Source organism: Nostoc sp. UIC 10607 (assembly GCF_047228265.1).
GTDB lineage: Bacteria > Cyanobacteriota > Cyanobacteriia > Cyanobacteriales > Nostocaceae > Nostoc > Nostoc foliaceum_A.
On the sequence record NZ_JBIQNW010000075.1, the window covers coordinates 1 to 25,432 of the forward strand.

The 25,432-nt window shown below is 41.8% G+C and carries 18 protein-coding genes; 8 read left to right on the forward strand and 10 right to left on the reverse strand.

The window, feature by feature from the left end:
* Positions 1-58: 58 nt before the first annotated feature.
* The 7 genes from ACEYW6_RS31600 to ACEYW6_RS31630 form a co-directional block, all read right to left on the reverse strand.
* Positions 59-2,560 carry a pPIWI_RE module domain-containing protein gene (locus tag ACEYW6_RS31600; RefSeq protein WP_412982890.1) on the reverse strand — a complete coding sequence of 834 codons (2,502 nt, stop codon included), beginning with the start codon at positions 2,558-2,560 and terminating at the stop codon, positions 59-61.
* A 2-nt stretch (positions 2,561-2,562) separates the two neighbouring features.
* The gene (locus ACEYW6_RS31605) at positions 2,563-5,970 is read right to left on the reverse strand and encodes a hypothetical protein (RefSeq protein ID WP_412982891.1); all 3,408 of its coding nucleotides are present in this window, start codon (positions 5,968-5,970) and stop codon (positions 2,563-2,565) included.
* Entirely contained in the window at positions 5,954-7,471 is a 1,518-nt protein-coding gene (locus ACEYW6_RS31610; protein ID WP_412982892.1) for a hypothetical protein, read from the reverse strand. The genes ACEYW6_RS31605 and ACEYW6_RS31610 overlap by 17 nt, the downstream gene beginning before the upstream one ends.
* Positions 7,472-7,622: 151 nt before the next feature.
* Entirely contained in the window at positions 7,623-8,411 is a 789-nt protein-coding gene (locus tag ACEYW6_RS31615; RefSeq protein WP_412982893.1) for a lipoate--protein ligase family protein, read from the reverse strand.
* 100 nt (positions 8,412-8,511) lie between these two features.
* Positions 8,512-9,723 carry a bifunctional phosphopantothenoylcysteine decarboxylase/phosphopantothenate--cysteine ligase CoaBC gene (gene coaBC / locus ACEYW6_RS31620; protein WP_412982894.1) on the reverse strand — a complete coding sequence of 404 codons (1,212 nt, stop codon included), beginning with the start codon at positions 9,721-9,723 and terminating at the stop codon, positions 8,512-8,514.
* Positions 9,724-9,834: 111 nt separating this feature from the next.
* Positions 9,835-10,047, reverse strand: coding sequence for a DUF2555 domain-containing protein (locus tag ACEYW6_RS31625; RefSeq protein ID WP_096539503.1), 213 nt, complete (start codon positions 10,045-10,047; stop codon positions 9,835-9,837).
* Positions 10,048-10,201: 154 nt separating this feature from the next.
* The gene (locus ACEYW6_RS31630; RefSeq protein ID WP_412982906.1) at positions 10,202-10,807 is read right to left on the reverse strand and encodes an alpha/beta hydrolase; all 606 of its coding nucleotides are present in this window, start codon (positions 10,805-10,807) and stop codon (positions 10,202-10,204) included.
* A 422-nt stretch (positions 10,808-11,229) separates the two neighbouring features.
* Between ACEYW6_RS31630 and ACEYW6_RS31635 the strand changes: the two genes are divergently transcribed.
* The 5 genes from ACEYW6_RS31635 (at position 11,230) to ACEYW6_RS31655 (ending at position 19,592) form a co-directional block, all read left to right on the forward strand.
* Positions 11,230-12,306 (forward strand): iron ABC transporter substrate-binding protein, encoded by a 1,077-nt coding sequence (locus ACEYW6_RS31635; RefSeq protein WP_412982895.1) that lies wholly within the window; start codon positions 11,230-11,232, stop codon positions 12,304-12,306.
* Positions 12,307-12,461: 155 nt separating this feature from the next.
* Entirely contained in the window at positions 12,462-13,472 is a 1,011-nt protein-coding gene (locus ACEYW6_RS31640) for an iron ABC transporter substrate-binding protein (RefSeq protein ID WP_412982896.1), read from the forward strand.
* A 3-nt stretch (positions 13,473-13,475) separates the two neighbouring features.
* A complete protein-coding gene (locus ACEYW6_RS31645) occupies positions 13,476-15,113 on the forward strand; it encodes an ABC transporter permease (protein ID WP_412982897.1) in 1,638 nt (545 codons plus the stop codon).
* Positions 15,114-15,173: 60 nt separating this feature from the next.
* Positions 15,174-16,214, forward strand: coding sequence for an ABC transporter ATP-binding protein (locus ACEYW6_RS31650; protein ID WP_412982898.1), 1,041 nt, complete (start codon positions 15,174-15,176; stop codon positions 16,212-16,214).
* Positions 16,215-16,958: 744 nt separating this feature from the next.
* Positions 16,959-19,592, forward strand: coding sequence for an ATP-binding protein (locus ACEYW6_RS31655; RefSeq protein WP_412982899.1), 2,634 nt, complete (start codon positions 16,959-16,961; stop codon positions 19,590-19,592).
* A 107-nt stretch (positions 19,593-19,699) separates the two neighbouring features.
* On the opposite strand, the gene ACEYW6_RS31660 is transcribed toward ACEYW6_RS31655, so the two are convergent.
* Positions 19,700-20,128: a hypothetical protein gene (locus ACEYW6_RS31660; protein ID WP_412982900.1), complete on the reverse strand. Its 429-nt coding sequence runs from the start codon at positions 20,126-20,128 to the stop codon at positions 19,700-19,702.
* 677 nt (positions 20,129-20,805) lie between these two features.
* Between ACEYW6_RS31660 and ACEYW6_RS31665 the strand changes: the two genes are divergently transcribed.
* The 3 genes from ACEYW6_RS31665 to ACEYW6_RS31675 all read left to right on the forward strand — a co-directional run bounded on the left by ACEYW6_RS31665 (position 20,806) and on the right by ACEYW6_RS31675 (position 24,360).
* Complete coding sequence (locus ACEYW6_RS31665) at positions 20,806-21,159, forward strand: hypothetical protein (protein WP_412982901.1); 354 nt, start codon at positions 20,806-20,808, stop codon at positions 21,157-21,159.
* Positions 21,160-21,536: 377 nt separating this feature from the next.
* On the forward strand, positions 21,537-22,889 hold the full coding sequence (locus ACEYW6_RS31670; RefSeq protein ID WP_412982902.1) for a histidine phosphatase family protein: 1,353 nt from the start codon (positions 21,537-21,539) through the stop codon (positions 22,887-22,889).
* A 166-nt stretch (positions 22,890-23,055) separates the two neighbouring features.
* Positions 23,056-24,360 (forward strand): dihydroorotase, encoded by a 1,305-nt coding sequence (locus ACEYW6_RS31675; protein ID WP_412982903.1) that lies wholly within the window; start codon positions 23,056-23,058, stop codon positions 24,358-24,360.
* Positions 24,361-24,586: 226 nt separating this feature from the next.
* Here ACEYW6_RS31675 and ACEYW6_RS31680 read toward each other — a convergent pair whose 3' ends face one another.
* Together ACEYW6_RS31680 and ACEYW6_RS31685 are read right to left on the reverse strand one after the other, a co-directional pair.
* The gene (locus ACEYW6_RS31680; protein WP_412982904.1) at positions 24,587-24,715 is read right to left on the reverse strand and encodes a hypothetical protein; all 129 of its coding nucleotides are present in this window, start codon (positions 24,713-24,715) and stop codon (positions 24,587-24,589) included.
* An 80-nt stretch (positions 24,716-24,795) separates the two neighbouring features.
* Positions 24,796-25,251: an ArsI/CadI family heavy metal resistance metalloenzyme gene (locus ACEYW6_RS31685; RefSeq protein ID WP_412982905.1), complete on the reverse strand. Its 456-nt coding sequence runs from the start codon at positions 25,249-25,251 to the stop codon at positions 24,796-24,798.
* Positions 25,252-25,432: the final 181 nt, after the last annotated feature.

Here is a 25,432-nt window from a genome sequence, read left to right on the forward strand (position 1 = left end):
TACGACTGTCTCTTTTAAGATACCTGTCTTGGGGAATGACTATGGTGTTGTTTATTTTTTATTTATAAACACCCTCTAAGGGTTGCATCCCTTCTTTGACAGAGTTAGTAACAATCTGTTTTACAAATTTCATGAATCGAGTTTTACGTATATCCTCTTTGTCAGCTAGTTTGATTGGAGTAAGTTGAGCAATAAAAGCTCGTGCATCAGTAAAGCTACTCCAAGGAGTAATTGCTAAATTTCCTTTATCGTAAGCACAGCAAAACTCACATTTCCCTGTATCTACATTCAGGCGTATTGCTATTGGTAAAAATGTATTTCCAATACTGCCACGAGCGCGACCCTTTTGTTTACGAACGATTGTAATTGCAATAATTTCTTTTGGTCTGGCTTCTAGCGGGATACTTTGCAGATACTTATCAACTTTTTCTCTCAGATCATTAATGTAACCAGAATGAGCAAAGAGCAAATCTTTTAATGCTGACTGCATCCGATGGAAAAAGTCTGTGAGTTTAAGACAGTTTGTTTTTCGTATCTTTGCGATGGGTAGTAGAAACTGGACACCAGCACCAACCTTTGCTAATGCTTGGCGAGTTGAAGGTTTATTAACTTTATCATCAGGTTTCACAGTGTTTTGACCAGTAGGATCTGGGTAAAACTTCCGGGCCATAATTAAGCAGAAAGTTGGCTGATTGAGCTTTGCAATCTGTTTTGTAGTGGATTTCCATGCTTCAATTCGCTTGTGCGATCGCTCTTTAGCTTTCAACTCTTTTCCAGGTAAACCTTCTCGTGGCCCGTGGGTATCTTCTGGTAAGCGATTAATCTTTATTTCGAGGGTGTCTCCCCACAAAACTTGAGTAATGTTCTGCAATAGTTTCGCTTCTGTTTGCAACTCAGATTCATAAAAGATAAATAATAACGGTCGCTGATTGGGATACAATTGCTGAATCGCTGCTTGGTTTGCTTGAATAATTTTTTGAAGTTCATCTGTTTGATTCAGCGTTAATTGGTTAAATTGAAGAGCTTTTCTTTTTCCATGAATCCCTTCTAAACGAATGTCAAAGTATTTACTTAGCAAGTCATCAATTTGTTTATCGTTGAGTTGATCAAGATATTTTGGAGTGAATTCCAATTTGGTCTTTGTTTCCAGAGCTTCCAAAGCACCACCTAGTAGTGTAGGAAGATTAATCATACGCGATGCTGTATCATCTAGTTTATGCTTAGATAATACTTCTGTATAACCATCGAATACTTTAATTCCTAACGGTTCAAGAATTTTAGCGATCGCCTCAAACGCATCTAATTTATCAATTTCTGGTACACCTGTTTCAATACCATATTTTTCTGAAATTTCTTCGTCATCTTCTGAATTATCTTGAAGTCCATTACGGTAAGTTAGAACTACCTCACAGCTATCAGTAGAGGCTAAACCAGAAGCTATTTCTTGACCATCACAAGATTGTTTTAGTTTTAATTCTCTTTGCAGAATGTTAAAATCTGTATCTGCCACCCAACGAAAACTTTTATTTTTTTGTTTGTTATTTTTACCCTTTTTGTTATTTTTATCTTGTTCGCATTTTACTTGATAGCTAAATGAGCGATCGCAATGGTCTTGGGAAAATATGAAACCGCTAATATTCCTAAGGTCATATTTAGGAGCTTTTAATTGAGTAAACCAGCGACGTTTGGAAACCTCAACTTTCACCAAAGGTTGATGCAAAGATGGATAAGTAACGACTTCCACACGCACTACAAAACTGAATTTTCCTTTTGTATTAGGTAGGGTAATCGGATCAGTAATCAGTTCTGCCATGCCAGAGGTAAATGTTCCGTTGCTGGAAATAATGCGTTTAATCGGCCCTAACTCTGGGAAAATTACCTGTCCAGCAATTTGGCGAGCCGCGTAATCTGCCAGCATCCGATAGGCATACTTGTCTTTTGGTTGAGTTGTACCTGTCTTTTCATCTGAACCCCAAGGTAATACTTGAGATTTAAATGGAGAAATTTTTATTAACTCTCCTATTTCTCGCAAATCTTCTAATCGCTCAATAATCCCTATGGATATATCCTCTTTTTTAACAAACGGTTTGAGATAATTTATGAACCAATCATTAATAATTGGGCGAAGCACTTTATTTATTTCTTCTTCATCGCCATCAGTCAGGTAAACAAAAGGTTCTGGCTCATCCCCTCTGTTAGCATGATAAAATGCACCCTTGCTCAGACCTACTTCTGGTTCAATTCGCGCCGCATCTTTTAATACTACTTGTAGAAAACCTCGCAATGAGGCATAGGGCAGATTTTTGACATTAGCTCCTTTTTGAATCTCGGCAAAACTGAGCAGAGATGCTTTTGTCCAGCTAAGTGTTAAACCCTCTACTATGATTGGAGGTAGTTTATCTGGTACAGTGAAGGCTAAAGTAAATTGTTTAATTGGTTTGATTTGACCTTGCTGAATATAAAAGGTATGTGAAACTAAACTACCATCAGTTTCTTGTTCTTCCTCTTCTTCAAAAAAGTCTTCTTCCAATTCCATTTCATTATCAAAATTGTCGGTCATTTTTACATCTCCAATAGTGGTGAAAAATCATTAAAACCGTCTTCTTCATCCGTCAAATCTTGTGAATTAGCTAGCTCATCAGGGTAAATTAGTCCTTCAATACGTTTTAAGGGTGCTAAAAATGCGCCATAAAGTTCTTCATAAATTTCCCGAATTACGGGGTCTTTATGGTTGACACATTCTTCTAAAATGATTCGCATCTGAACCAGCATACTGTCTCGCCCAGAGTCGGGTTTACCTTCAGCTGATTTTTTAGCCCAAGCTGCATCCACAAAGTAAACTGATACTGGGCATCCATTCCGCATCCCTCGCCCAATTGTTTGCAAAATAGCAACCATTTGATTAGCTGTAAACGATTTGAATAGTTCAGGGCCTAAACGGCTGGCCATTAAGGGTTCACGTAACAATCTATTGGCAGTTCGCCACAAGTCTTTCCTTGATTGCTGCCAAGCTGTTGCGATCGCATTTAAATCTTCTGTTTCACCAAAAACTCGACTATCAAATTCTTGTGTTGCGCGTCCTGCCAAGCTATACAAAAGCTGCATATCATCCTTGGTAGGATGAGGACGAGTCAGGAAGTAAATCGAGCCAATTGCCGCATCTAGTTTTCTATCTCCTTTGGTGAAAACGATGTTCACACCTCTACCAATTGCCAACATGGGAAAAATTAAAATATCACAGTTTTCATCGTCTCCTAACGCTTCACATTGAGCAGAGGTAACAAAATCTGCCGGTTGTTCTCCATCTCTGAGGGACTGAACAATTGCCTTTGTATGTCTACCAACTTCAGGATGATAGTCATTGATATATTTCTTGATAGAACGAGCCTGTTCATAACTATTGACAACTAAAGCGGCTTTGCGACGAATACCAGACTTTACATCAAATCTATTCATAGACTTGTAAATTTCAGGTTTACTTCCTCCTACAAGAGCATTTACCATTCGCAGAAGATTACGCTTTTGAAGGTCGCCAGCACCGCTATATTTGAGGGGTTCATCACCACGTTCACTATCTGGAAACCATTTGAAACGATAAACGCTCTGTTCTGGTTTATGTTCTGACTGACGCGGTTTTAGTAAATAATGCGGGCCAGCATTAATGTGGTAGGCGGGACTAGCTTCTAAAAATGAAGTTGCTGAAGTAATCAAAACGGCTGGGCTGAGATGTCCATCATCTGCGTCTAACAACCGATGAAAACGGTGCATTAACATTCGGGGCGCACCAACAAATGTAATGTAGGACAATTGCACATTTCTGGCGGCGGTACGTGTTGTTTGTGCTTTGGAAAAACTGTATCGCACTCCAGAAAATGAACCTAAAATGCTTTCTGGAATAAATTTTCGGAGTTCTGGTGATGCAGTTGATTCCACAATTGGTTCACGAATAAAACCCTCTGCAACCATCGTTCTAGTTCCTGGTACAATTCGCTGGTAGCCCACAATTACGAAAGTAACAGTTATAAGTAATTTAGCTAAATCTTCTGCTTCTATTGTTGATAAATGATCTGGAAAACAGAGCTTGAGAAATAATTCAGCAATTTCTTCAACGATCGCATCACGTCGCTTAATCAGATTTTCAGCCAGGTAACGGCGGAAATGACTAATAAGAGTTTTCCATTGCTTTTCAAGGGTTTCACGGTTATAGCCTAAAATCCGAGGCCATAAATCTGCTTTAAAGTCTTGAGGGTTCTCAACACCTGTGCGATCATAGAAGGCGTTATATGCTGCTGCTTCCCAAAATTCAGTCAGTGCCCGACTTTTACTAAAGCCTAGTTTGGCTTCTTGTTCATCAAGGTCATCCTGCTGAGAGGATTTCTTTAAAGTATTCAATAGTTCGCTAACAATCCGTAATACAGTCAATAATTGATTTTCGTAGCGTTCTCCCACCCGCGACTTAGACATATTCTGAAGGGTGGTAATTAAGGAAGTATTATAGCTACCAAATTCTGCCGAGTCACGGCTGTAGAGTTCTACATCTCGATCGAATAATCGATGGCTCTCGCTGCCAGCAAAGCGGTTATGGATTTGTTCTAAAATTACCCGATGAATGGATCGCTCTGAGCCTGAAATACTTAAGGTTGCTGCCCCATAACCATCTAACACTGTCTGCACCATATCACCTTCGTCGCAAACAACTACATCGAAGGTACGAGCAATTAATTCAAAATATCGTACTTGTTCTTGAATCGCATGAGGTGATATTTGAGTATCGAGCGATCGCACATGACCAACCCAAATATTAGCATCCAACAAATCTCGCGGTGCTTTGTTTCGACCGCACATTGTCCATAAGGGACACAGGCATTTCTTCATCTTTCCCTGTTTCCCTCCGCCTTGCAATATCTCGTTGCAAGGTGCGTAACCAAAGCCCCACAGGGACATATCAGCAGTTGAAAAGGCTGGTAGGACGCAGTTCATCCCAAAAACTTCTGCCTGTTCTAAGGTGTGAGCAAAGCCACCATTACCTCGTGTTGCGATCGCCTCAGCAATATTATCTGCATGACGACGACGAGTCTCATCGCTTTGTCCGACAAGCATTCCCACCTTAACTTGATGAAATGCCAGTTCAGCCATGTACTGTCTAGCAACTTCAATGGAGGGAAACACAAACATGGCTTTATACTCATGTAATCCTAGCCAGATAGCTATCAACACGAGGATGGTTGTTTTACCTGACCCTGGCAAACCAATTAAGTGCTTGATGTCTTCTAATTCCAGAACATCATCTTCTTTCCGCAGACCTTTTCCGGCCTCCGATACCATGAGGTCAAAGCGTTCAAAACGATCTGCCCAGTTACCACGTCGTCGCTCAGTATCTTGCTTTTCACGCTCGTCCATCTCAATAGCCAGATCGCGCAGTTCACTTAAGGGAATGCGAATTTTTCCTCTTGGTTGGCGGTTGAGAGAATGTGTACGGCGTGCAGTAATCGGGGCATTTATACGAGGGATGTCTAACTTCACGGCGGTTGACTCTTCACCTAATGCAACCGCCATCGCCTGACGAGGATCGGCAAATGTAAAACCATACGAATCGTATGACAAAGGGGCACTTAAAATTTGACGCGCTTGTGTAATTTGAGAATCTTCTAAAGGATCTGTTCTTTTGAAGTGCAGTGTTTCGGTATCAATCTCATACGCTCCTTTAGTATGGTTGCAGTAATGATGATTGTTATAGAGAGCAATTGCGTGTTGAACTGATTGCCGTGTAACAAAAGTCAAGGACATCTGCCGCATATTGAAAATAGCTTGACGGGCAGGCTCTAATGTAGGTGCATTTAAAATGCTGGCCATGCCTGACATAATTACTGGCGCGTACTCCAGTGAATTAGTATCAATAAATTCCTCCATTAAGACGCAAAGCCAGCAAATTCGGTCTACACCTTTCCAAAAATCAGGTTTGGTTCGCATAAGGTATCTTCTTTAAAAAATCAATTACAGAGGAAACCGACATAATTTCTAAACTGGCGGGATCGCCCTTTTTATCTAGTGTTGAGATGAGGGTAGAAATGTAGCTTGGGTTATCTTCCATTAAGCGATCGCTCACCGCGAGAATGCGGCGGCGATAGTGAATCAGCCCACCAATACTACGATTGAGACGCAAAGCCAGAGTCACCGGACTTGTGTAAGATTTGGCATCAATTCCAATTGCCCGTTCGTTAATTGCCACATCGCATAAATCTGACTCCGGGTAAAGTTCAGCATTGAGCTTACTTTGTCGGGCTGTATCAAAAATGGCTAATTCGTCAATTGCTGGGCCTGTCCAGTAGGTAAGAATTCGTGGCTCGGCAATTCGTAAAATGTCTTTGGGATCTAGTTTTTCAGATACTTTTGGTGAGTTGTGGCCAATGCACTGGCGAATTGGACAGCGCCCTTGTGAAAAAAGTTTTTTGTTGGGATGCGATCGCATCAATGTGCCACAGTGGGCGCAGCGATGTGCTAGTCCATCGACTAGCCAGATATCTGGCACTAAGTTGAAGAAATTTTCAATGAGCATTCGCTGTAAAGGGGTCAAGTCATTTTCAACCAAGTAGTCTAATAGTTGCCGTTCTCCTATTAAAGAGTACCTGCCAAATAACTCTCGTAGGGCGGTGTAAGCTTTGTGTTGGCGACGACCGCCCAATCGTTCAGTTGCTTCGCATAACTGAGTATATAAGCGATGCTCAATTACATTGTCTTCGCCAAAACCCCCGCTCAGGTTGGCAATCTCTGCACAGTCTGAGGTGGGTACTCGCAAATCTGGATCGATTAAGGTAACGCTAGAAAAACGAAAGTCTGATTGATTAAAAACCCCTAACTGCCAGCGATCGCAACCAAGAGGGTATCGAGCATTATCTAAAACAGTATGTACACAAGCAGCGCGATCGCTTAATCCTTCTTCAATATATAGACGACCTAATTTGCACATTGCTTGATAGAGTTCTGGTGGCAGCGTACTATCTTCTTGGCGCACAATCTCTCGACCTGGGAGAACCCGATCATATTGGCGAAGAATTCCCTGAGCAAGTAACACCACAGCATCTTCAGCCAGATCCCTTACTGGGCGGTGTCCTGTAGGCAGAGGCAAAGAAGTTGCTGAAACTGTAGGTAGCCAAGTAGGATCTTGACCTTGAGCCTCTGCAATAATTTGTCTCTCTAAAACATCTTCACCAAAGGAAGGTAAAACTTGAGCGATCGCTGCAAGTGTCCAACCCTTCTTCAATAGGAGAGCAGTTGCCAAACTCTCCAAAATTTGACGAAATCCAAATTCTTGCCCTTTGGGTTGTGATAAAAGTTGTTTCGCTCTCCACGACCGAATGGTACGGAGGGCAGGTGATTCTATAGACATTTCAAGGTGTTTAATCTGGCGTTTTAGCTCCTTTGTCAGAGCCTCCGCAGTTCCCTGCCACTCACGCACGTCCTCAAAGTACATGGCTATGTATAATACAAGTTACATTTTAATGCGTTTACACTAAATGATGTAAATGAAAATGTCAAGTTTCTATTTGTTTGTACTGCAAAACTACCTTATACAGTAATTTTATTTACAAAAAACTTGGCATTGTACGTATTTACTACATAATCTAGAGTTTTGGAATAGGCAATCGCACTTCATACAGCGATCGCAATTCGAGGATATCTTGCCATTCGAGATCAGTAAATGGTTGGGTAACTAGTTCTATGCCAAAGTACTGTTTGGCTGTCTCTGTCAGTGTCTCCACAATCTTTACAATCCAGCCATCCTGTTCCTGTGTGTTACAAAGCGAGGTATTCCACGGAGCCGATTGTTCAAAGATTTTCTGAAATAAAGCTTTGTCTGTAGATAAAATCATCGAGCCGTGTTGAAGAATAGTATTTCTTCCCTTGCGTTGGGCACTACCAATAAATTTACTTCCATCGGTAGTAACCAAGTCGGCTGCTGTTGCTGTGTTGAAGCAACTGGGATTATGAATGTAACCTCGTCCAGCAGAACCATAATTTAACTCAATACCCAAGGTTTCCCAGCCTTGGATCAAAAAGTTACAGATGTTTTTATAAGTATCCCAGCTTTTTCCACTACTTGCTGAAGTAATTAGGGCGTAGCTTAAATCTCCTTGGTGAAGAACAGCTCTACCTCCCGTTGGCCGACGAACTAGATCGAGTTCCTGTCCCTGGTAAATTAGATTATGCCACTGGACAGGCCATTGTTTTTGCAGATGTCCCAAGGAGAGCACATGGGGATACCAGGTATAAAAACGCAAGGTAGGCGGGTGCTGTCCCTTTTCAAATTGGTTGAACAACCAAGCATCGATCGCCATTTGTACTGCTCCTGATGTCTGAAGCATTGGGATGAAACGCCAAGTAGATGGTGACTCGGTTGCTAATTCTTTCATAGATTTCGGACTTTGCCAGAGGTTGGCCAAGTTGTTGAGGAGGGTTCTGAAATCGTTACTCTCGAATCGGTTAAAGCAGTAACAGAGTTAAATTTAAAATCTAAAATTTGGTGGTGAGAAAATCAAATAACTGATGCGCCATTTCTAATTTAGAACAAGGTGCAATTTCCAATTTATTTCCTTGGCTATCTAAAAATATTGCTTGATTATTATCACTCCCAAAACCACCATCAGGTTGATCAATGGGATTGGCAACAATAGCATCTAATTTTTTATTCTGTAACTTTTCTAATGCTGGCTTGATAATATCGCCAGTTTGTGCTGCAAAACCAACTAATATTTGATGCGGCTGTTTAAGTTGTGCTAATTGGGCGACTATATCCGGTACAGGTTCCAGAGGTAGGGCTTGGGGGAGCGATCGCTTGGGTAATTTCTCTGTACTATAATCTTTTGGCTTCACATCTGCTACGGCTGCTGACATGACAATTACATCAGCGTTGGGTAAATATTCCAGCATGGCGTGCTGCATTTGCTCGGCACTAATGACGGGAATTGCTTGTACTCCTAATGGTACATTCCAATTAGCTGGGCCATGTACCAAAGTAACGTTTGCGCCCCGGTGAAGTGCTGCTTGCGCTAAAGCTAATCCCATTTTACCTGTGGAAGGATTACCAATAAATCTTACTGGGTCAAGATACTCTCGTGTTCCCCCAGCGCTAATTAACACTCGTTTACCTACTAAATCTCGTTTACCTTGAGTGTGTAACAACGATTGGATGTGAGCCAAAATTTCTGGAGGTTCTGCTAATCTACCAGCACCGATGCGATCGCACGCTAATAATCCTGATGCCGTATTCATCCCATGATATCGGCTATCGATCAATAGCTGTTGCCAATTTCGCTGCACTGATAGCTGTTCCCACATATCCGTATTCATTGCGGGTGCTAACAGCACGGGACAAGTAGAAGCTAACACGGTATTTGTGAGTAAATTATCAGCCATTCCGTAGGCTAACTTGGCTAATGTATTAGCTGTCAAGGGGGCAATTATCATGACATCTGCCCATTCACCCAACTCAATATGCAAAGGACGAGAGTGAGTTGGTTTCCAGAAATCATCATCTGTGTAAGCGGGATGACGAGATAGGGTGGCTATTGTCAGAGGCGTGATAAATTCTTGCGCCGAACGGGTGAGGATAACTCGGACTTCCACCCCAGTTTTAAACAGCGTCGAAACCAATTCACAGATTTTGTAGGCGGCGATACCGCCACCTACACCAATTAGAACTCTGTTCAATTTTGGATTAGTCATAGTAAAAAGTTAGGAGTAAGTAGTAATTTAGGAGCAAGTAGTTACGAATATTAATTTCCAACCCCTAACTTCTGTACAGACGCGATTAATCGCGTCTCTCCTAACTCTCAACTACGCTTCATCGTAAGGTTCTAAGTCTAAGAGGTAGATATAGGGTTCAACTAACTCTGGGCGCTGAAATGCGATCGCTCGCAATAGATGCCAATCATTTAAACCCTCAAAAGCATTACTATAATTATCTAGCTCCAGACGTGTAGCCAGTTCTTCTACTTCTGCCGCAGTCATGGCAGCAATTTCTTTCCTCGAAATGCTTAGAGTTGTCATAATGTTCGCCCCTCCCTTATGCAGCACTCGCCTTCAGCATGGGTTAAGTTGCGCTGAACGCAGCCACCCAATATATATTACTCATTAGAGGTCATTAATTTCGTGAAAAATGTCAGAATTTGTACCAGAATTTATAAAAAATTCGTAATGCTGACTAAGCAATTGTATTTACAACGAAATTTCGTAGCACCTCTAACGTTTGTGGATTTATTTCATGCCCCATATCAAATTCGTGGTATTCTACTGCCACTGCTAGAGAATTGAGAGTTTCTCGTGCCTTCAAAGCAGCTTGCAGGGGCACAACTTCATCATATCTCCCGTGGCTGATTAAAGTAGGTGGAATCCCACTTTGATCTGCCTTGAGTGCGTCAGGATGTAAATATCCGCTCATGACAACTAAGCCTGCTAAGGGCAATTTTGAGCCGACATCTAAAGTCATTGCTCCGCCTTGAGAAAATCCACTCAAAATTGTGCGTGACAAAGGTACGCCAGTGGTACTTTCTAAAGATTGTAAGAAATCTGTTAGCAGTTGCCGACTTTCTGTCAATCCTTGATACATATTTTCCACCCTCAGGTCATACCATGCCCTCCCTACAGGGGAATAGGGATAAGGATAAGGTGCATCAGGTAATACAAATTGGTAATCAGGTAAGTTGAGCAAGGGTAACAATGATGCTACATCCTCAGCATTAGCTCCCCAACCATGCAAAGTGACAATTAAGCCTACGGGGGGTTGAGAAGTTTCTCTCTTAACGGTAATAGCTTGTAAAGACAGAGGTTTACTCCTAAAATTTTACTCTTTTAATAGATCCTATCTGCTTGCCCAAAAAATACCTACGTTGTTATGGTGCTAGCAAGCAAAAGCCAGATGGTAATTTTGTCTAAAAACATTTTTACCAATTTATATACAAGAATAATTCCTATCTATAAATTATTGCTTTTAGCTATTTTTTAATTTAATACAAATAATTATCAATTACTTTTTAGATGATTATTCTAATAAATGTCAATAATATGGATAATTAATTATCCTAACAAAGAAATGAATAGCTTCTATCTATTGAATTAGCAAAATATCCTAGTATGATTTTACATTAAAATGTTACTATGCAATCTTCCTAAATTAATAGTAATATATTTCAATAAACTTATTAAGAGTATGTGTTGTACCGGAGAAAGCTTATGAAACGCCGCAAATTTGTCTATATAGTGGGACTAGCAACTGCTAGTGGTGGATTAGCGATCGCTTGTAATTCTAATCAAACTCCCACAGATACTGCCCAATCGCCATCAACGCAGGCTACACCAGCTACTGCTTCTAGCGGTGTATTAGAAAAAGAGCTAGTAATCTACTCAGGACGCAACGAAAAACTCATTGGTGAGCTTATCAAACAATTTGAGCAACAAACCAATGCTAAGGTACAAGTCCGCTACGGCGATACTGCTGAGTTAGCATCAGCAATTTTGGAAGAAGGGGCAAACAGTCCCGCAGATGTCTTCTTTGCTCAAGATGCTAGCGCCCTCGGAGCTATTCAAAAAGCAAATCGAGCAGTACAGTTACCAACATCTCTTCTCAATCAAGTAGATAGTACCTATCGTTCACCAGAGGGGAAATGGCTAGGTATTTCGGGGAGAGTGCGTACAGCAGATTACAACTCTAAATTAATAAAACCAGGGGAATTACCATCGTCTATTTTTGGCTTTACTGAACCGAAATGGAAAGGTAAAATTGGCTGGGCACCTACAAATGGTTCCTTTCAATCCTTTGTCACCGCCTTACGAGTTGCAGAAGGAGAAGACAAAGCTAGGCAATGGTTAGAAGGTATTAAAGCTAACAATGCTAAAGTCTATCCTAATAATACTGCGATCGTAGAAGCCTTATCTCGCGGCGAAATTGCTGTCGGATTTGTCAATCATTATTATCTAGAACGAGTCAAACAAGATAATCCTCAAGTTCCTGTGGAGCATCATTTTACCGATGATGTGGGTTCCTTGGTAAATGTTGCAGGTGTAGCAATTCTTAACGGCGCCAAACATCCCAATATTGCTCAAAAGTTTGTCGAATTCATGCTGAATGAAAATGCGCAAAACTACTTTGCTAATCAAACCTATGAGTATCCTCTAACTTCGGCTGTTGCACCCAAAGGTAAACTAAAATCTCTCCAACAAATTAAAAAACAAACTCAAAAAATTGATTTAAGTAATTTGAGCGATTTAGAGACAACACTCAAACTCATGCAGCAAGTACAAGTCATATAACCCGCTATAGGTTGGAATTCATCTGACAAAGGTAGGAAAAATCTAAATTTTTTGAGAAAGTTTGTTGCTTACCAGTACAGGTTAATGGTAAAGGTTGAGAATACCAAGATTATTGCAAAAACTTCCTGGTAAGTATTAAGGTGGAGGATTGGAAATTGAAAAGTTTACCATTGCTGAAAGTTTCAGCATTAGCTCTCGCTGTAACGCTAGGTTGGGGAATCGGGGTGGCTGTAAATGCCCAAACGAAAACCCTCGTAATCTATTCAGGCAGAGAAGAAAAACTAATTGGCCCCTTAATAGAGAAAGCAAAAAAAGACTTGAATCAGGATATTCAAGTGCGTTATGGCGATACTGCTGAATTAGCGATCGCACTTTTGGAAGAAGGCAAAAATGGCCGTGCAGACTTGTTTTTCGCTCAAGACGCTGGTGCTTTAGGCACTTTGGAGAAAAAACAGGTAACACTACCGATTGCCTCTAAACTGCTAAACAAGGTTGATTCCCGCTTTCGTTCTGCTAAAGGGCATTGGCTAGGAATTTCCGGTCGCGCTCGTGTTATTGACTACAATACCAAGCTAGTTAAACAAGGGGAACTACCGACATCAATTTCGCAGTTAACAGAACCGAAATGGCGCGGTAAAGTCGGCTGGGCACCAACTAACGGCTCTTTCCAGTCATTTATCACCGCAATGCGAGTCTTAGATGGCGATGCAAAGACTCTCCAATGGCTCAAAGCGATGAAAGCTAATGGTGTCAAAGATTACGGCAAAAACTCTGCGATCGTCGAAGCTGTGGGACGTGGAGAAGTTCATCTTGGCTTAGTGAATAATTACTACTTGTATCGTTTCAAAAAAGATAATCCGAACTTTCCTGTTGCCCACCACTACACAAGCAAAGATGCAGGATCAATGATTAATGTGGCAGGAGTAGCTATTACGAAAACCACAGATCAAAAAGCTGATGTAGAAGCTTTAATTGATTACCTGCTCAAACAGAGTTCACAAAATTACTTTGCTCAAGAAACTAACGAGTATCCTTTAGTAAAAGGAATCGCAGCGCCATCAAAACAAGTACCAATCAGTAAGCTAAATCCACCCAATGTTAACTTGACAGATTTAGATGATTTGCCAGCAACGTTGAATTTATTACAGCAGGCAGGAGTTTTGTAACAGTTGAAAGCGGTTCGCCCTCCATTATTTCTCACATTAGCGGCAACGGTAGTGGCAATTGCCATTGCCCTGCCATTGCTATACTTAGTGATTCGTACCGCAGGTATTGGCGGGGAAGAGTTCTGGGAATTGATTTCTCGTCCCCGCAATATTATGGTTTTTTTCAACAGTGCGGCAATGGCGGCAACGGTAACGTTATTTTCCACACTAATTGCTGTACCGTTGGCGTTTTTAACTGTGCGGACAGACTTACCAGGAAGACGTTTTTGGTTAGTGGCAACAACATTACCCTTAGCTGTTCCTAGCTATGTAGGCAGTTTTGCGCTGATTGCAACTTTAGCACCACGAGGTAGTTTTTTGCAGCTGTTGCTTCAACCATTGGGGGTAGAAGAATTACCTTCCATTTATGGTTTTCCTGGGACAGTTTTGGCAATCACTTTGTTTACCTATCCCTATATGCTGCTGAGTGTGCGTTCTGGATTACAAGGTATTGATCCATCTCTAGAAGAAGCATCTCGTAGTTTGGGCTATGGTAGTAGAGAAACCTTTTTTAAGGTAGTTTTGCCACAGTTGAAACCATCACTGATTGCAGGTGGATTATTAGTAGCTTTGTATGCTTTGCGCGACTTTGGTACACCTTCGCTGATGCGCTTTGATGCCTTTACACGGGCAATTTTTTTACAATATAAAACTAGCTTTAATCGGAACTCAGCCGCAGCTTTGTCTTTGATGTTGGTGACATTAGTACTGCTGATTTTGTGGCTGGAATATCGAATGCGATCGCGTGCAGCTTATTATAGTCGTGGTTCCGCTTCTCTACGTCCACCAAAAATTGTCAAATTGGGAATTTGGAAATGGCCAGCTTTCGGTTTTTGTCTGCTAATCACTAGCTTTGGTGTAGTATTACCAGTAGGTATCACCTTATTTTGGCTGATGCGCGGACTTAAGGGTGGCTATACTTTCCCCAATTTATTCCCCACCATTCTCAACTCCATTGGCGCGGCTGGATTAGCGGCTTTAGCTACCACCATCTTCGCCTTACCAGTAGCAATTTTAGCAGTCAGATTTCCGAGTAAAATCACTGCCATAATTGAACGCTGTTCTTATATAGGTTTTGGAGTTCCAGGAATAGTTGTTGCCTTATCTTTGGTATTTTTTGGTGCCAACTATCTGCCAGCATTGTACCAAACTCTCCCGATGCTGATATTTGCATATTTAGTTTTATTTTTACCGCAATCAGTGGGAACAGTCCGCAGTTCGCTTTTGCAAGTCAATCCCCAGCTAGAAGAATCAGCCCGTAGTCTAGGTAGGAATGCTTGGCAAACTTTAAGAGAAGTTACCTTACCTCTGGTACAACCAGGTGTGTTGAGTGGTGCGGTGCTGGTATTTCTCACAGCGATTAAAGAACTACCCGCCACAATGCTGTTAGCGCCTATTGGCTTTAGTACTTTAGCAATGCAAATTTGGCAAGCTACAGAAAATGTAGATTTTGCCGATGCGGCGGCGGCTTCATTAGCTATGCTACTAGTTTCTATGGGTTCAACTTTATTGGTGCTATCTCAAGAGAACGTCAAAAAAGAGCAAGTCTTGAAGGAGGCAGGAGGCAGGGGACAGGAGGCAGAAGGAGTAAATCACTTATAGAATTCGACCCCTTAATTTGAAGCTTTTCAAGTAATTGAACTATACTACTTCCCACTCCCTATGCAACAAGTAATTCTAGATTTACAAAATGTCACCAAGCGGTTTGCAGAAAGTGCCTTCCCTGCTGTAGATAACGTATCTTTGACGTTGCAACAAGGAGATATATTAGGATTGCTTGGCCCATCTGGTTGTGGTAAAACTACCCTGTTGCGAATGATTGCTGGTTTTGAGCGATCGCAAGCAGGAGAAATTAAAATTGGTGGGCAGATAGTTTGTAATAGTTCTACTTGCATCCCAGCCGAACAGCGCGACATCGGTGTTGTTTTTCAAGATTATGCCCTGTTTCCCCATTTAAATGTGGCAGAAAATGTGGCTTTTGGGTTGAAACATTTCAGTAAACAGCAAATACAAAAACGTATAGCCGAAGTCATTACTTTGGTGAGACTCGAAGGCTTAGAAAAACGTTACCCTTACGAACTCTCAGGTGGACAGCAGCAGAGGGTTGCACTTGCCCGCGCTTTAGCACCCCAACCCCAACTCATGCTTTTAGATGAACCCTTAAGCAATCTTGATATTCAAGTTAGATTGCGCTTGCGAGAAGAAATACGCGACATTCTCAAAGCGGCGGGTACTTCAGCAATTTTTGTTACCCACGACCAAGAAGAAGCATTAGCTATTTCAGATATAGTGGGTGTCATGCGCCAAGGACATTTAGAGCAACTAGGCACACCAGAAGAAATTTATACTCATCCAGCATCAAGATTCGTTGCCGAATTTGTCACTCAAGCTAACTTCCTTCCCGCTCATCGCCAAGGCAATTTATGGAAAACAGAAATTGGTAGTTTTGAGTTAACAGCAAACCACATCGATGATACTGGCGAAATAATGATCCGCCAAGAAGACTTTATATTAAAGCCTAATACCGATGCGCCCGTAGTCGTCCGCACCCGACGGTTTTTAGGACGTGAGTACCAATATTGTTTACAAACTCCTTCTGGTAAAGAACTCCATGCGCGGACACTGAAAGATATAGCGTTACCTGTGGGTGCAAGGGTGGAGTTATCTATAGCCAGTGATACTATAAAGTTTTTTCCGCAGTAGATTTTGCTGTTAAATCCCAGATTGTACGCGCCACAAAAGAGCGTAGATACCATTAAGTTAGAGTAAATCCTTATACTTACCCTGCCCCAACCCACTGGGGCTAAGGGGTTATTAGTGTAGATAATTGGTCGTTTCAAGACGCGAGAAATCGCGTTTCTACATCAGGGTTTTGTTGCTCATTCTGAATTGTATTCTACCCTGCTCCACAACTAAGTAAGTCGGTGTAAATAATTATTGTTGCAATCAGGCAGGGGGCAGGGAGCAGGGAGAGAAAGAGTTTGAGCTTTATTTACTTTTATTTACATAGTTTGGTTTTATTGCACCGACTTACTTAGCCACAGTCATTACATATCTGCAAAGCCTTGGTTATAAGGTTTCTCTCGAACCGACAACTGCGGCTTAGGGGACTTTTTCAGAGTAGACTCAACCGAGAAGCGCTATATTCTTCTTAACTCAAGCGTATTGGATAACTAATAACTTCAATTTCCCCACGGATTAAAGCGGTGGGATGAGTTAATTACCGCTCTCATCTAAGTACTCAATACTTAGTACTTAGTCGCTTTAAAGATTGCAATATTTGGCTGTTAAAATCTACAGGTGAAGCTAACTAAACGTTTTGTTGTTTTGCCAAAAGTGGTATATTGGCACTTGACCCGGCCGAGTACAAATTATGCATAAGCCCACAGGACAGCAAACTCGAAGTGTTGTACTCAGTACTACAGGACAGGAAGGGGAAGTGGGCAGATGAACAAAAATCTTGAGCAAACTGGTGTTTTTTCCCTGTTTAAAGGCGTACCCCTGCGTCGCATTCTGGTAGCGTTGTTTCTGCTGCAAATCTTGCTAGCTGTAGGATTAACTACATACTTATCAATCAGCAATGGGCAAAAAGCAGTCAATGAGGTAGCCAGCGAATTACGTCATGAAGTCGCCAATCGGGTTGAGCAGAATTTACAGGCTTATCTCTCAACCCCGCGCCAAGTACTACGCAGTAATCAAAATGTGATTGACATCGGGTTGCTGAAGATGGAAAATTTGGCAACCTGGGAGTCATACTTAATAAAACAGTTAGAGATTTTTCCTGATGCAATTGCCTTAACGGCAAGTAATGAACAGCAAGAACACCTAGCGGTGGAAAAGCTCAACGATCGCCAATTTTTGCTCAGAAAAGCCGACAAGTCGACTGGGTACGACCTCTACACCTACAAAATTGATCGTCAAGGTCAACGTATCCAACTACCAGAGGTGATCAAAAACTATGATGCGCGATCGCGTCCTGATTATCAAGCAGCAGTTACCGCCAAAAAATTCAGCTTTAGTCAGATATTTACACCCCTCACTGAACCAACACTTCTAATTAGTGCATCTCAACCTATATATAACTCCCAAGGTCAGTTACTCGGAGTCAACAGCACTCAAACTCACATATCACAAATTGGGGATTTGCTGCAAAATATTAAAGTTGGCAAGTCTGGGCAAATTTTTATTATCGAGCGATCGGGGCTATTAGTCGCAAGTTCTACAACAGAAGAACCATTCCGTTTACAAAATGGTAAACCCATTAGATTAGCAGCTTCCCAGAGCAGTAATTCTTTTACTCAAGCAACCGCTAAATATTTAGAAACTAAATTTAGTAACTTAGACCAAATTAACAGTTTACAGCAACTAGATTTATCCTTTGACGGCAAACGGCAATTTTTAGAAGTTAGACCGTTACAGGGCAAACCAAATATCAATTGGTTGATAATAGTGGCTGTCCCAGAAGCAGACTTTATGGGACAAATTGATCGCAATACTCAAACCACAATTTTTCTTTGTCTGGGAGCATTGGGATTAGCTATTTTATTGGGAATTATCACCGCCCGTTGGATAACTCAGCCTATTCTATACTTCAGCACAGCAACAAAAGATTTAGCCAATTTTCCCAATGGCGAAGACTCAGTGGTGATAGTACAAGGTATTAAAGAACTAGAGATGCTGGGTGGATCTTTCAACGAGATGATGCAGCAATTACGCAAAACCTTTACTGCACAGACTACCAAAAATGAAGAGTTAGAATTGCAACTTCAGCAGCGAACTCAAGAATTACAGCAAGAGATTCAAGAAGATAGTAACAGCGAGCGAAAACTGTGCCAGCATAATCGAGTACTAGCAGAACTGGCAAATCACAGAGCAATTTCAGAAGGAAATCTGGAAACAGCATTCAAAGTCATCACCGAGAAAGCAGCAAATGCCTTAGAAATAGAACGAGTCAGTGTGTGGTTATTTAATGGTGAACGCACCAAATTACAATGTATAAGTCTCTACGAACGTAGCAATCAAAGACATTCGGCAGGTTTAGAACGCAACCTTGCAGATTATTTAATCTACTTGAAAGCTTTAGCATCTGCCCGTACCATCATCGTCACCGATACTCGCACCGATCCACGGGTACAAGAATTAAGGGATGAATTGCTAGAACCAAATAACATCCTATCTCTAATTAATACTTCCATTTGGGTTGGGGGCGAAGTTGTAGGAACAGTATTGTATGAGCAAGTTGGTATTCCCCGGACATGGGAACTGAGTGAGCAAAACTTCGTTAGTTCAATAACTGAATTTGCCGCCCTAACTTTAGAAGTATGCGATCGCAAACGGGCAGAATCCGCTCTGCGTGAGGCTAAAGAAGCTGCCGAAGTGGCAAATCGTGCCAAAAGCACCTTTTTGAGAAACATCAACCATGAATTGAGGAATCCCTTAGGCTCCATTCTTGGAATCACAGAAGCACTCCAAGAAGGAGTGTACGGCCCTGTAACCGAACAACAGCGCCAGTTCTTAAATACCCTCGAATCCAGCGGTAAGAATTTACTAGAATTGATTAATCAAATTCTTGAGCTTACCGACATTGAATCCAAAAAGATAAAACTGCAACTAGCTCCCATTTCGATCCAAGGATTGTGTGACTCTAGTCTAAATTTTGTCAAACATTTAGCGTTTCAGAAAAATATCCAACTGAGTCTACAAATACCTGAAGAACTCGAACCCATCCAAGTCGATGAGCGTCGTATCCGCCAAGTATTTATTAACCTATTAACTAACGCGATCAAGTTTACTCACGACGGAGGCAAAGTTTGGATTGAAGTCCAACCAACTTCCACAAATGAATATATTTTTATCAGCGTGGTTGATACAGGTATCGGTATGCTTTCCGATGACCTTTTCCAATTATTTCAACCTTTTGTGCAAGTTAAAAATCCCTCCACCCGTCCTTCCGCAGGCACTGGTTTAGGATTAGTGATGGTGCAAAAAATTGTCGAGTTACACGGTGGTAAAGTCCATGCCGAAAGTCAGCTAGGCAAAGGTAGTCGATTTACAATCAAACTCCCTTGGAAAAAGCTCTAGAAATGGGGAGTAGAAAGCTAAAATTCACTATTTCCTCGTTCCCATACTCTGTATGGGAATGCATTCATTGAGTCTCTGACTCAATTCTGACTCAATTTCTCAACAATTTATTCTGCGATCGCTCCATCCAGTCCACTAAGAGATGCAGTTTTAGTATTCTCACTAGCTGATTCTTTTGGAGTCGCCCTTAAGCGTGTTGCTGTGCTTTTGCGGATGCGATCGCTTTTGCGAACAGCACCCGCCATTTCATATTCACGGCTATCTTTGCCGTATTTAAAAGCAACTCCAATGAGCATTTTCTCAGTTAGGTCACTTAAACTTTTGTCCAATTCATCCATCTCAGTTCTAGAAGAGTCAATCACGGCTAGAGCAGTATTATAAGCATCTATCTTGGTACGGTATTGCTGAATTAGCTGTGCCATGCTTTCCAAGTTGCGCCCATCCCCAAAATCCATAGTAGGATCAATGGCTTTAAGTCCCGCCGTTCTTAATTCAGCTTTTTCTAAAACGCGATATGTACGTTTTTGACTAGGCATAAATGTATCCCTTTCATTCTGCTTTAGAGCCAGTTTGCCTTATTAAAGCTGTATCTTAGCTCAGTGAAGTCCTCATAAATTAGTATCCGAAGTGATGTAAATATCAGTAATTGTCGCAAAAATAATGATTTTGTTGATGAACAGGATGATTTTGTTGATGAACAGGATGATTTTGTTGATGAACAGAATGATTTTGTTGATGAACAGAATGATTTTGTTGATGAACAGAATGATTTTGTTGATGAACAGAATGATTTTGTTGATGAAAATTGTAATTTTATGCTCGCCTCGTTTCCAGTCTCCAACTGGGAATGCGATCAACTTGGCCTCCCGTCAAAGCAGGAGACAGAGTTTACGTGAGGTACACCCACACCCGTAGGGGCACGGCACTGCCGTGCCCCTACACCTGTACTATAAAACTCGCTATAATCGCATTTTTTAGTTACAAAAGAAAACTGCTGTAAGTGCGATCGCTTAGAAACTAAACCAAATAACTTTACAGTCTAAAGTGATACAAAAGTTATAGCTTGGCAACGTCTAAAACAGTAGGAATCATTGACGAGCCAAGTATATACACAATAAAATTATTGTAGTAGAACCTCACGATAGAGTTAATTAAAATCATTTTCCCAGAGAATAATAGACAAGCAATATTAAAGATACTTTGGACAAAAAAAATGAACGCCAAAATTATTGCTTTCTTGGGGATTACGGCAGCCTTTGCAAACTTAGGAAGCCAAGTCTACGCACAGTTACCAGCATCAAGCTCAAATCCAGGGCAATACAGATTAACTGGTGATTCTTTAGTTGGAATTGATCATAGAACAGCCCAAGATGACTTTAGAAGCTTTTTTGAGCAAACTAATCCAGCAAGCATTTCCAACAATAATAGAAGAGACAAGAAAACTCCAGTCAGAATACAGTTTAACGAATCATTATCACAGCCCGACACTTCTGTTTTCTTAACACCTGCTCAGTCTGGAAGTGACAATGATGGATTGCAAGTACAGTTGGATCTGGGGAGAGAATAATCGGGTATAAAGTTCTCGTTTACGCAAGGTACACCCATAGGGGCACGGGCACTGCCGTGCCCCTACACCTCTTAAATAATTAGTAATTCGTAATGACGCTCCTACGGACGCTCGAGTACTCGCTACCGCTTCGCTAACGCTAACGTAATTCGTAATTACGCTCGTTCGCTCTTGGCGTGCCGTAGGTAAGACTCGCTAACGTAATTTGTAATTAAGAGGGTACAGAGCAAGTTAATACAACGGCGGTTTTTGCTGCTTATCCTACGTCCCCTACGATCATAAAGTTTCGCATCTTACTAAATCTGCCTTCCTGAGTCGCTAATTGTGCAATCATTTTGCAGTAGAATTAATCGTCTAGATAAGAGGAGGGCTTTGAGATGACTCGTGTCATCATTGTGCGCCACGGTCAAAGCGGTTATAACACCGAGCGGCGTATTCAGGGACGCACTGATGCGTCAACATTAACCGAGAAAGGTCGTAACGATGCCAGTAAAGTTGGCAAAGCCCTCAGCAATATCTTATTTAATGCTATTTACAGCAGTCCTCTGCAACGAGCAAAACACACAGCAGATATTATTCATAGTGAGTTAGCTACTAATCCTGAACAATCTGCTGTAATCCAAGTTTCTGATTTACTGCTAGAAATTGACCTGCCTTTATGGGAAGCACTACTGACTGCTGAAGTCAAGCAGAAATTTGCCGACGACTACCGCACTTGGCATCAACGCCCCGATGAACTGCGGATGCTGCTTAATGATGCACAAGGGACAAGAGAACATTTTCCAGTTCTTGCTTTATACGAACAAGCACGGCAGTTCTGGCAAGAAACTTTGTCTCACCATCAAGGCGAAACTATTCTTATAGTGGGACATAACGGAATTAATCGCGCTCTCATTAGCACAGCCTTGGGAATTCCTCCAAGTCGCTACCATTCAATACAGCAATCTAACTGTGGCATCACCGTACTAAATTTTGCTGGAGGATTGGGCGAACCAGTTCAACTAGAATCCTTAAATCAGACGCAACACACTGGGGAAAGTCTACCCTCATTGCGACCGGATCATCAAGGAATAAGGTTGTTACTAGTGCGTCACGGCGAAACTGAATGGAATCGCCAAACTAGGTTTCAAGGGCAAATTGATGTCCCCCTCAACGACAACGGTAGACAACAGTCGCAAAAAGCAGGCGAATTTCTTCAACAGGTAGCGATTGATTTTGCTGTTAGTAGCCCAATGCTGCGCCCTAAAGAAACAGCAGAGATTATCCTAAAACAACATCCTAATGTAAAGTTAGACTTGCAAGATGGTTTAAGAGAAATCAGCCACGGACTCTGGGAAGGAAAATTAGAAACTGAAATAGAGCAAGAATTTCCAGGAGAGTTGCAGCGCTGGCGGTTAGTACCAGCCGAAGTGCAAATGCCTGAAGGCGAAAATTTGCAAGAGGTGTGGGAACGCAGCGTTGCAGCTTGGCAATCAATTGTGCAAACCGCATCAACTAATCAATTCAAAACTGTATTAGTAGTAGCTCACGACGCAACTAATAAAACCTTACTTTGTCACATTCTCGGTTTATCGCTAGAAAATTTCTGGAATTTCCGTCAGGGTAATGGCGCAGTCAGCGTTATCGACTACCCTTCTGGAATCGATGGTTTACCAGTATTGCAAGCGATGAACATCACCGCTCATTTTGGTGGAGGCGTACTAGATAAAACAGCAGCAGGGGCATTGTAATGGAGTAGAGACGCGATTAATCGTGTCTGTACAGGAGTTAGGAGTGAAAAATTATGAGTGATGAATAAAGTTAGAAGTGATGGGCGAGAAACAAATAACTCCTAACTCCTAACTCATAACTCCTAACTCATAACTCCTAACCCCTAACTCATAACTAAAAAGCTTTATGACTGAACTGCTGCAAAAAGTACGGGTGATTGACCCAGTTTCGGAAATTGATGAACTCTTTGATGTGCTGATTGCTGATGGTTATATCCAAACAGTGGCTTCGCACATTGCTGATATCAGTCCCGATACTCAAATCAGAGATTGTCAGGGATTAGTTCTTGGCCCTGGGTTAGTGGATTTGTACAGCCACTCCGGTGAACCAGGATTTGAAGAACGCGAAACCCTCTTGTCTTTCTTACAAGCTGCTGCTGCTGGCGGCTTTACCAGAGCTAGTATTTTACCCGATACATCCCCAGTTATTGATAACCCTGCGCTTGTAGCACAGTTGCAGCAGACAAGAGAGAGACAAGGAGGACAAGGGAGAAAAATTGCCCCCTTGTCTTCCTCCTCTCCCTTATCTCCTCTTCCTCTACTTCATATTTGGGGTGCTATCACCCTAGATATTGCTGGGAAGCAAATGACGGAATTGGCAGATTTGGCATCTGCTGGAGTTGTTGGTTTTAGCGATGGTGAGCCACTGGAGAATTTGGCGCTAGTGGGGCGAGTGTTAGAGTATGTCCAGCCGTTGGGTAAACCAGTAGCATTTTGGCCTAGCGATCGCCAATTAACAGCAAATGGTGTAATGAGAGAAGGGCCAGATGCTCTGCGTTTTGGTTTACCCCCAATACCCGCCAGTGCCGAAACTAGTGCGATCGCAGCTCTGTTAGAATTGGTTGCAGCTATCGGTACACCAGTCCACATTATGCGCGTCTCCACATCTCGCAGCGTGGAACTAATCGCTTCAGCCAAAGCTGCTGGTTTACCCATCACCGCCAGTACCACCTGGATGCACCTTTTACTTGATACAAAAGCAGTTAAGAGTTATAACACTAGCTTGCATTTAGACCCGCCTTTAGGAAATCCCAGTGATGTGGCGGCGTTGCGTGCAGGAGTGCGTGCGGGTGTGATAGATGCGATCGCGATTGATCACACACCCTACAGCTACGAAGAAAAAGTCCAAGCCTTTGCCGAAGCACCAGCCGGGGCAATTGGTTTAGAGTTAGCATTACCTTTACTGTGGCAATATCTCGTTGAAACTGAGGAATTTACAGCTTTAGAATTATGGCGGGCATTGAGTACTAGTCCAGCAGCATGTTTGGGGCAAAAACTCAGTGCGATCCTACCTCATCAACCAGCAGAACTTACTTTATTTGATCCCGAGCAAACCTGGAAAGTTGAACGAAAAAATCTTTACACACTTTCCCAAAATACACCTTGGTTAGGACAACAGTTGAAGGGTCATGTTGTGCAAACTTGGCGTTGAAAAATGCAAAACAATTTGTATTTAATTATCTATCAGACAGCTTCGACCTTTTTTTAATTAAAAATTAAAAGTTAAAAATTAAAAATTAGTGAAGAAGAATAATTTTTAATTAATTAATTTTGGGTACAGAGCCAACACTGATAGCGCCGACGGTAAGCGAGTCCGTGAGCGTCTTGCAATTTTTAATGTTACATTTTTAATTTTTAATTGGAGTGAAGCGACTTGACTACCGCAACAGCGATCGCTCGTATAGCATTGTGACAGCAATTTTATTCTTGCCAAATGTATGTGCAAATGCCTCTGCCATTGGGGAACGGCGGGAATTATGCATACAAACAAACACCACTTTTTTCATAATTCCTCCCCCTCTGTTTGTTCTATCTGAGTCACCAGAGGCGGCTTTTGCCTCTGGTAATACTTTGGAGTAGGTTTACTCTAACCACAACACGGCTTATTAACAGCCTTAACTACCCCAGTCGAATTAACTGTAGTCACCAAATTCTTTTCTGGCGCTGTATCTTCCACCTTCACCACAAAAACTTCCCAACGGTTCCCATCTGGATCTGTTACCCAAACTTTATCTTGCACAGCATAGCAACAATCAGTGTTGTCCTCGGTAAACAATGCTAGTCCTGCCTCCGTAAACCTTTGGATAGCAGATTCTACTTCTTCTGTACTTTCAACTTGTACACCTAAATGAGACAATGCACCACCAGCCTGGACACTAGAAGCCAAATTTAATGTCAAATTTAACGCTGGGCTAGGAATATCAAACTTAGCGTAGTCATCTTTATACTTCACAGGTTCCACGCCAAACATTGCCCGATAAAATGCTACAGACTTTTCAATGTCAGTAACATTCAAAGCTACATGAGTCTTCAGCAGTGCCATAATTTTGCTCCTTGTAAGTTTATTAAATATTATTCCTAATCCCTAATTACAAATTACGTTAGCGTTAGCGAGTACTCGATCGTCCGCAAGAGCGTCATTACGAACTTACTGGTGCAGAAAAGTCCTGAATGCTTGATATATGGAGGATTTTACTGAGACAAGGGTGACAGAGAGGGGGACG

What these genes read in the sequence shown, in the direction of transcription:
- ACEYW6_RS31600 (WP_412982890.1), bottom strand. Translation starts at nt 2,560, where the DNA reads ATGACCGACAATTTTGATAATGAAATGGAATTGGAAGAAGACTTTTTT.
- ACEYW6_RS31605 (WP_412982891.1), bottom strand. Translation starts at nt 5,970, where the DNA reads ATGCGAACCAAACCTGATTTTTGGAAAGGTGTAGACCGAATTTGCTGG.
- ACEYW6_RS31610 (WP_412982892.1), bottom strand. Translation starts at nt 7,471, where the DNA reads ATGTACTTTGAGGACGTGCGTGAGTGGCAGGGAACTGCGGAGGCTCTG.
- ACEYW6_RS31615 (WP_412982893.1), bottom strand. Translation starts at nt 8,411, where the DNA reads ATGAAAGAATTAGCAACCGAGTCACCATCTACTTGGCGTTTCATCCCA.
- coaBC (WP_412982894.1), bottom strand. Translation starts at nt 9,723, where the DNA reads ATGACTAATCCAAAATTGAACAGAGTTCTAATTGGTGTAGGTGGCGGT.
- ACEYW6_RS31625 (WP_096539503.1), bottom strand. Translation starts at nt 10,047, where the DNA reads ATGACAACTCTAAGCATTTCGAGGAAAGAAATTGCTGCCATGACTGCG.
- ACEYW6_RS31635 (WP_412982895.1), top strand. Translation starts at nt 11,230, where the DNA reads ATGAAACGCCGCAAATTTGTCTATATAGTGGGACTAGCAACTGCTAGT.
- ACEYW6_RS31650 (WP_412982898.1), top strand. Translation starts at nt 15,174, where the DNA reads ATGCAACAAGTAATTCTAGATTTACAAAATGTCACCAAGCGGTTTGCA.
- ACEYW6_RS31655 (WP_412982899.1), top strand. Translation starts at nt 16,959, where the DNA reads ATGAACAAAAATCTTGAGCAAACTGGTGTTTTTTCCCTGTTTAAAGGC.
- ACEYW6_RS31660 (WP_412982900.1), bottom strand. Translation starts at nt 20,128, where the DNA reads ATGCCTAGTCAAAAACGTACATATCGCGTTTTAGAAAAAGCTGAATTA.
- ACEYW6_RS31665 (WP_412982901.1), top strand. Translation starts at nt 20,806, where the DNA reads ATGAACGCCAAAATTATTGCTTTCTTGGGGATTACGGCAGCCTTTGCA.
- ACEYW6_RS31670 (WP_412982902.1), top strand. Translation starts at nt 21,537, where the DNA reads ATGACTCGTGTCATCATTGTGCGCCACGGTCAAAGCGGTTATAACACC.
- ACEYW6_RS31675 (WP_412982903.1), top strand. Translation starts at nt 23,056, where the DNA reads ATGACTGAACTGCTGCAAAAAGTACGGGTGATTGACCCAGTTTCGGAA.
- ACEYW6_RS31680 (WP_412982904.1), bottom strand. Translation starts at nt 24,715, where the DNA reads ATGAAAAAAGTGGTGTTTGTTTGTATGCATAATTCCCGCCGTTCCCCA.
- ACEYW6_RS31685 (WP_412982905.1), bottom strand. Translation starts at nt 25,251, where the DNA reads ATGGCACTGCTGAAGACTCATGTAGCTTTGAATGTTACTGACATTGAA.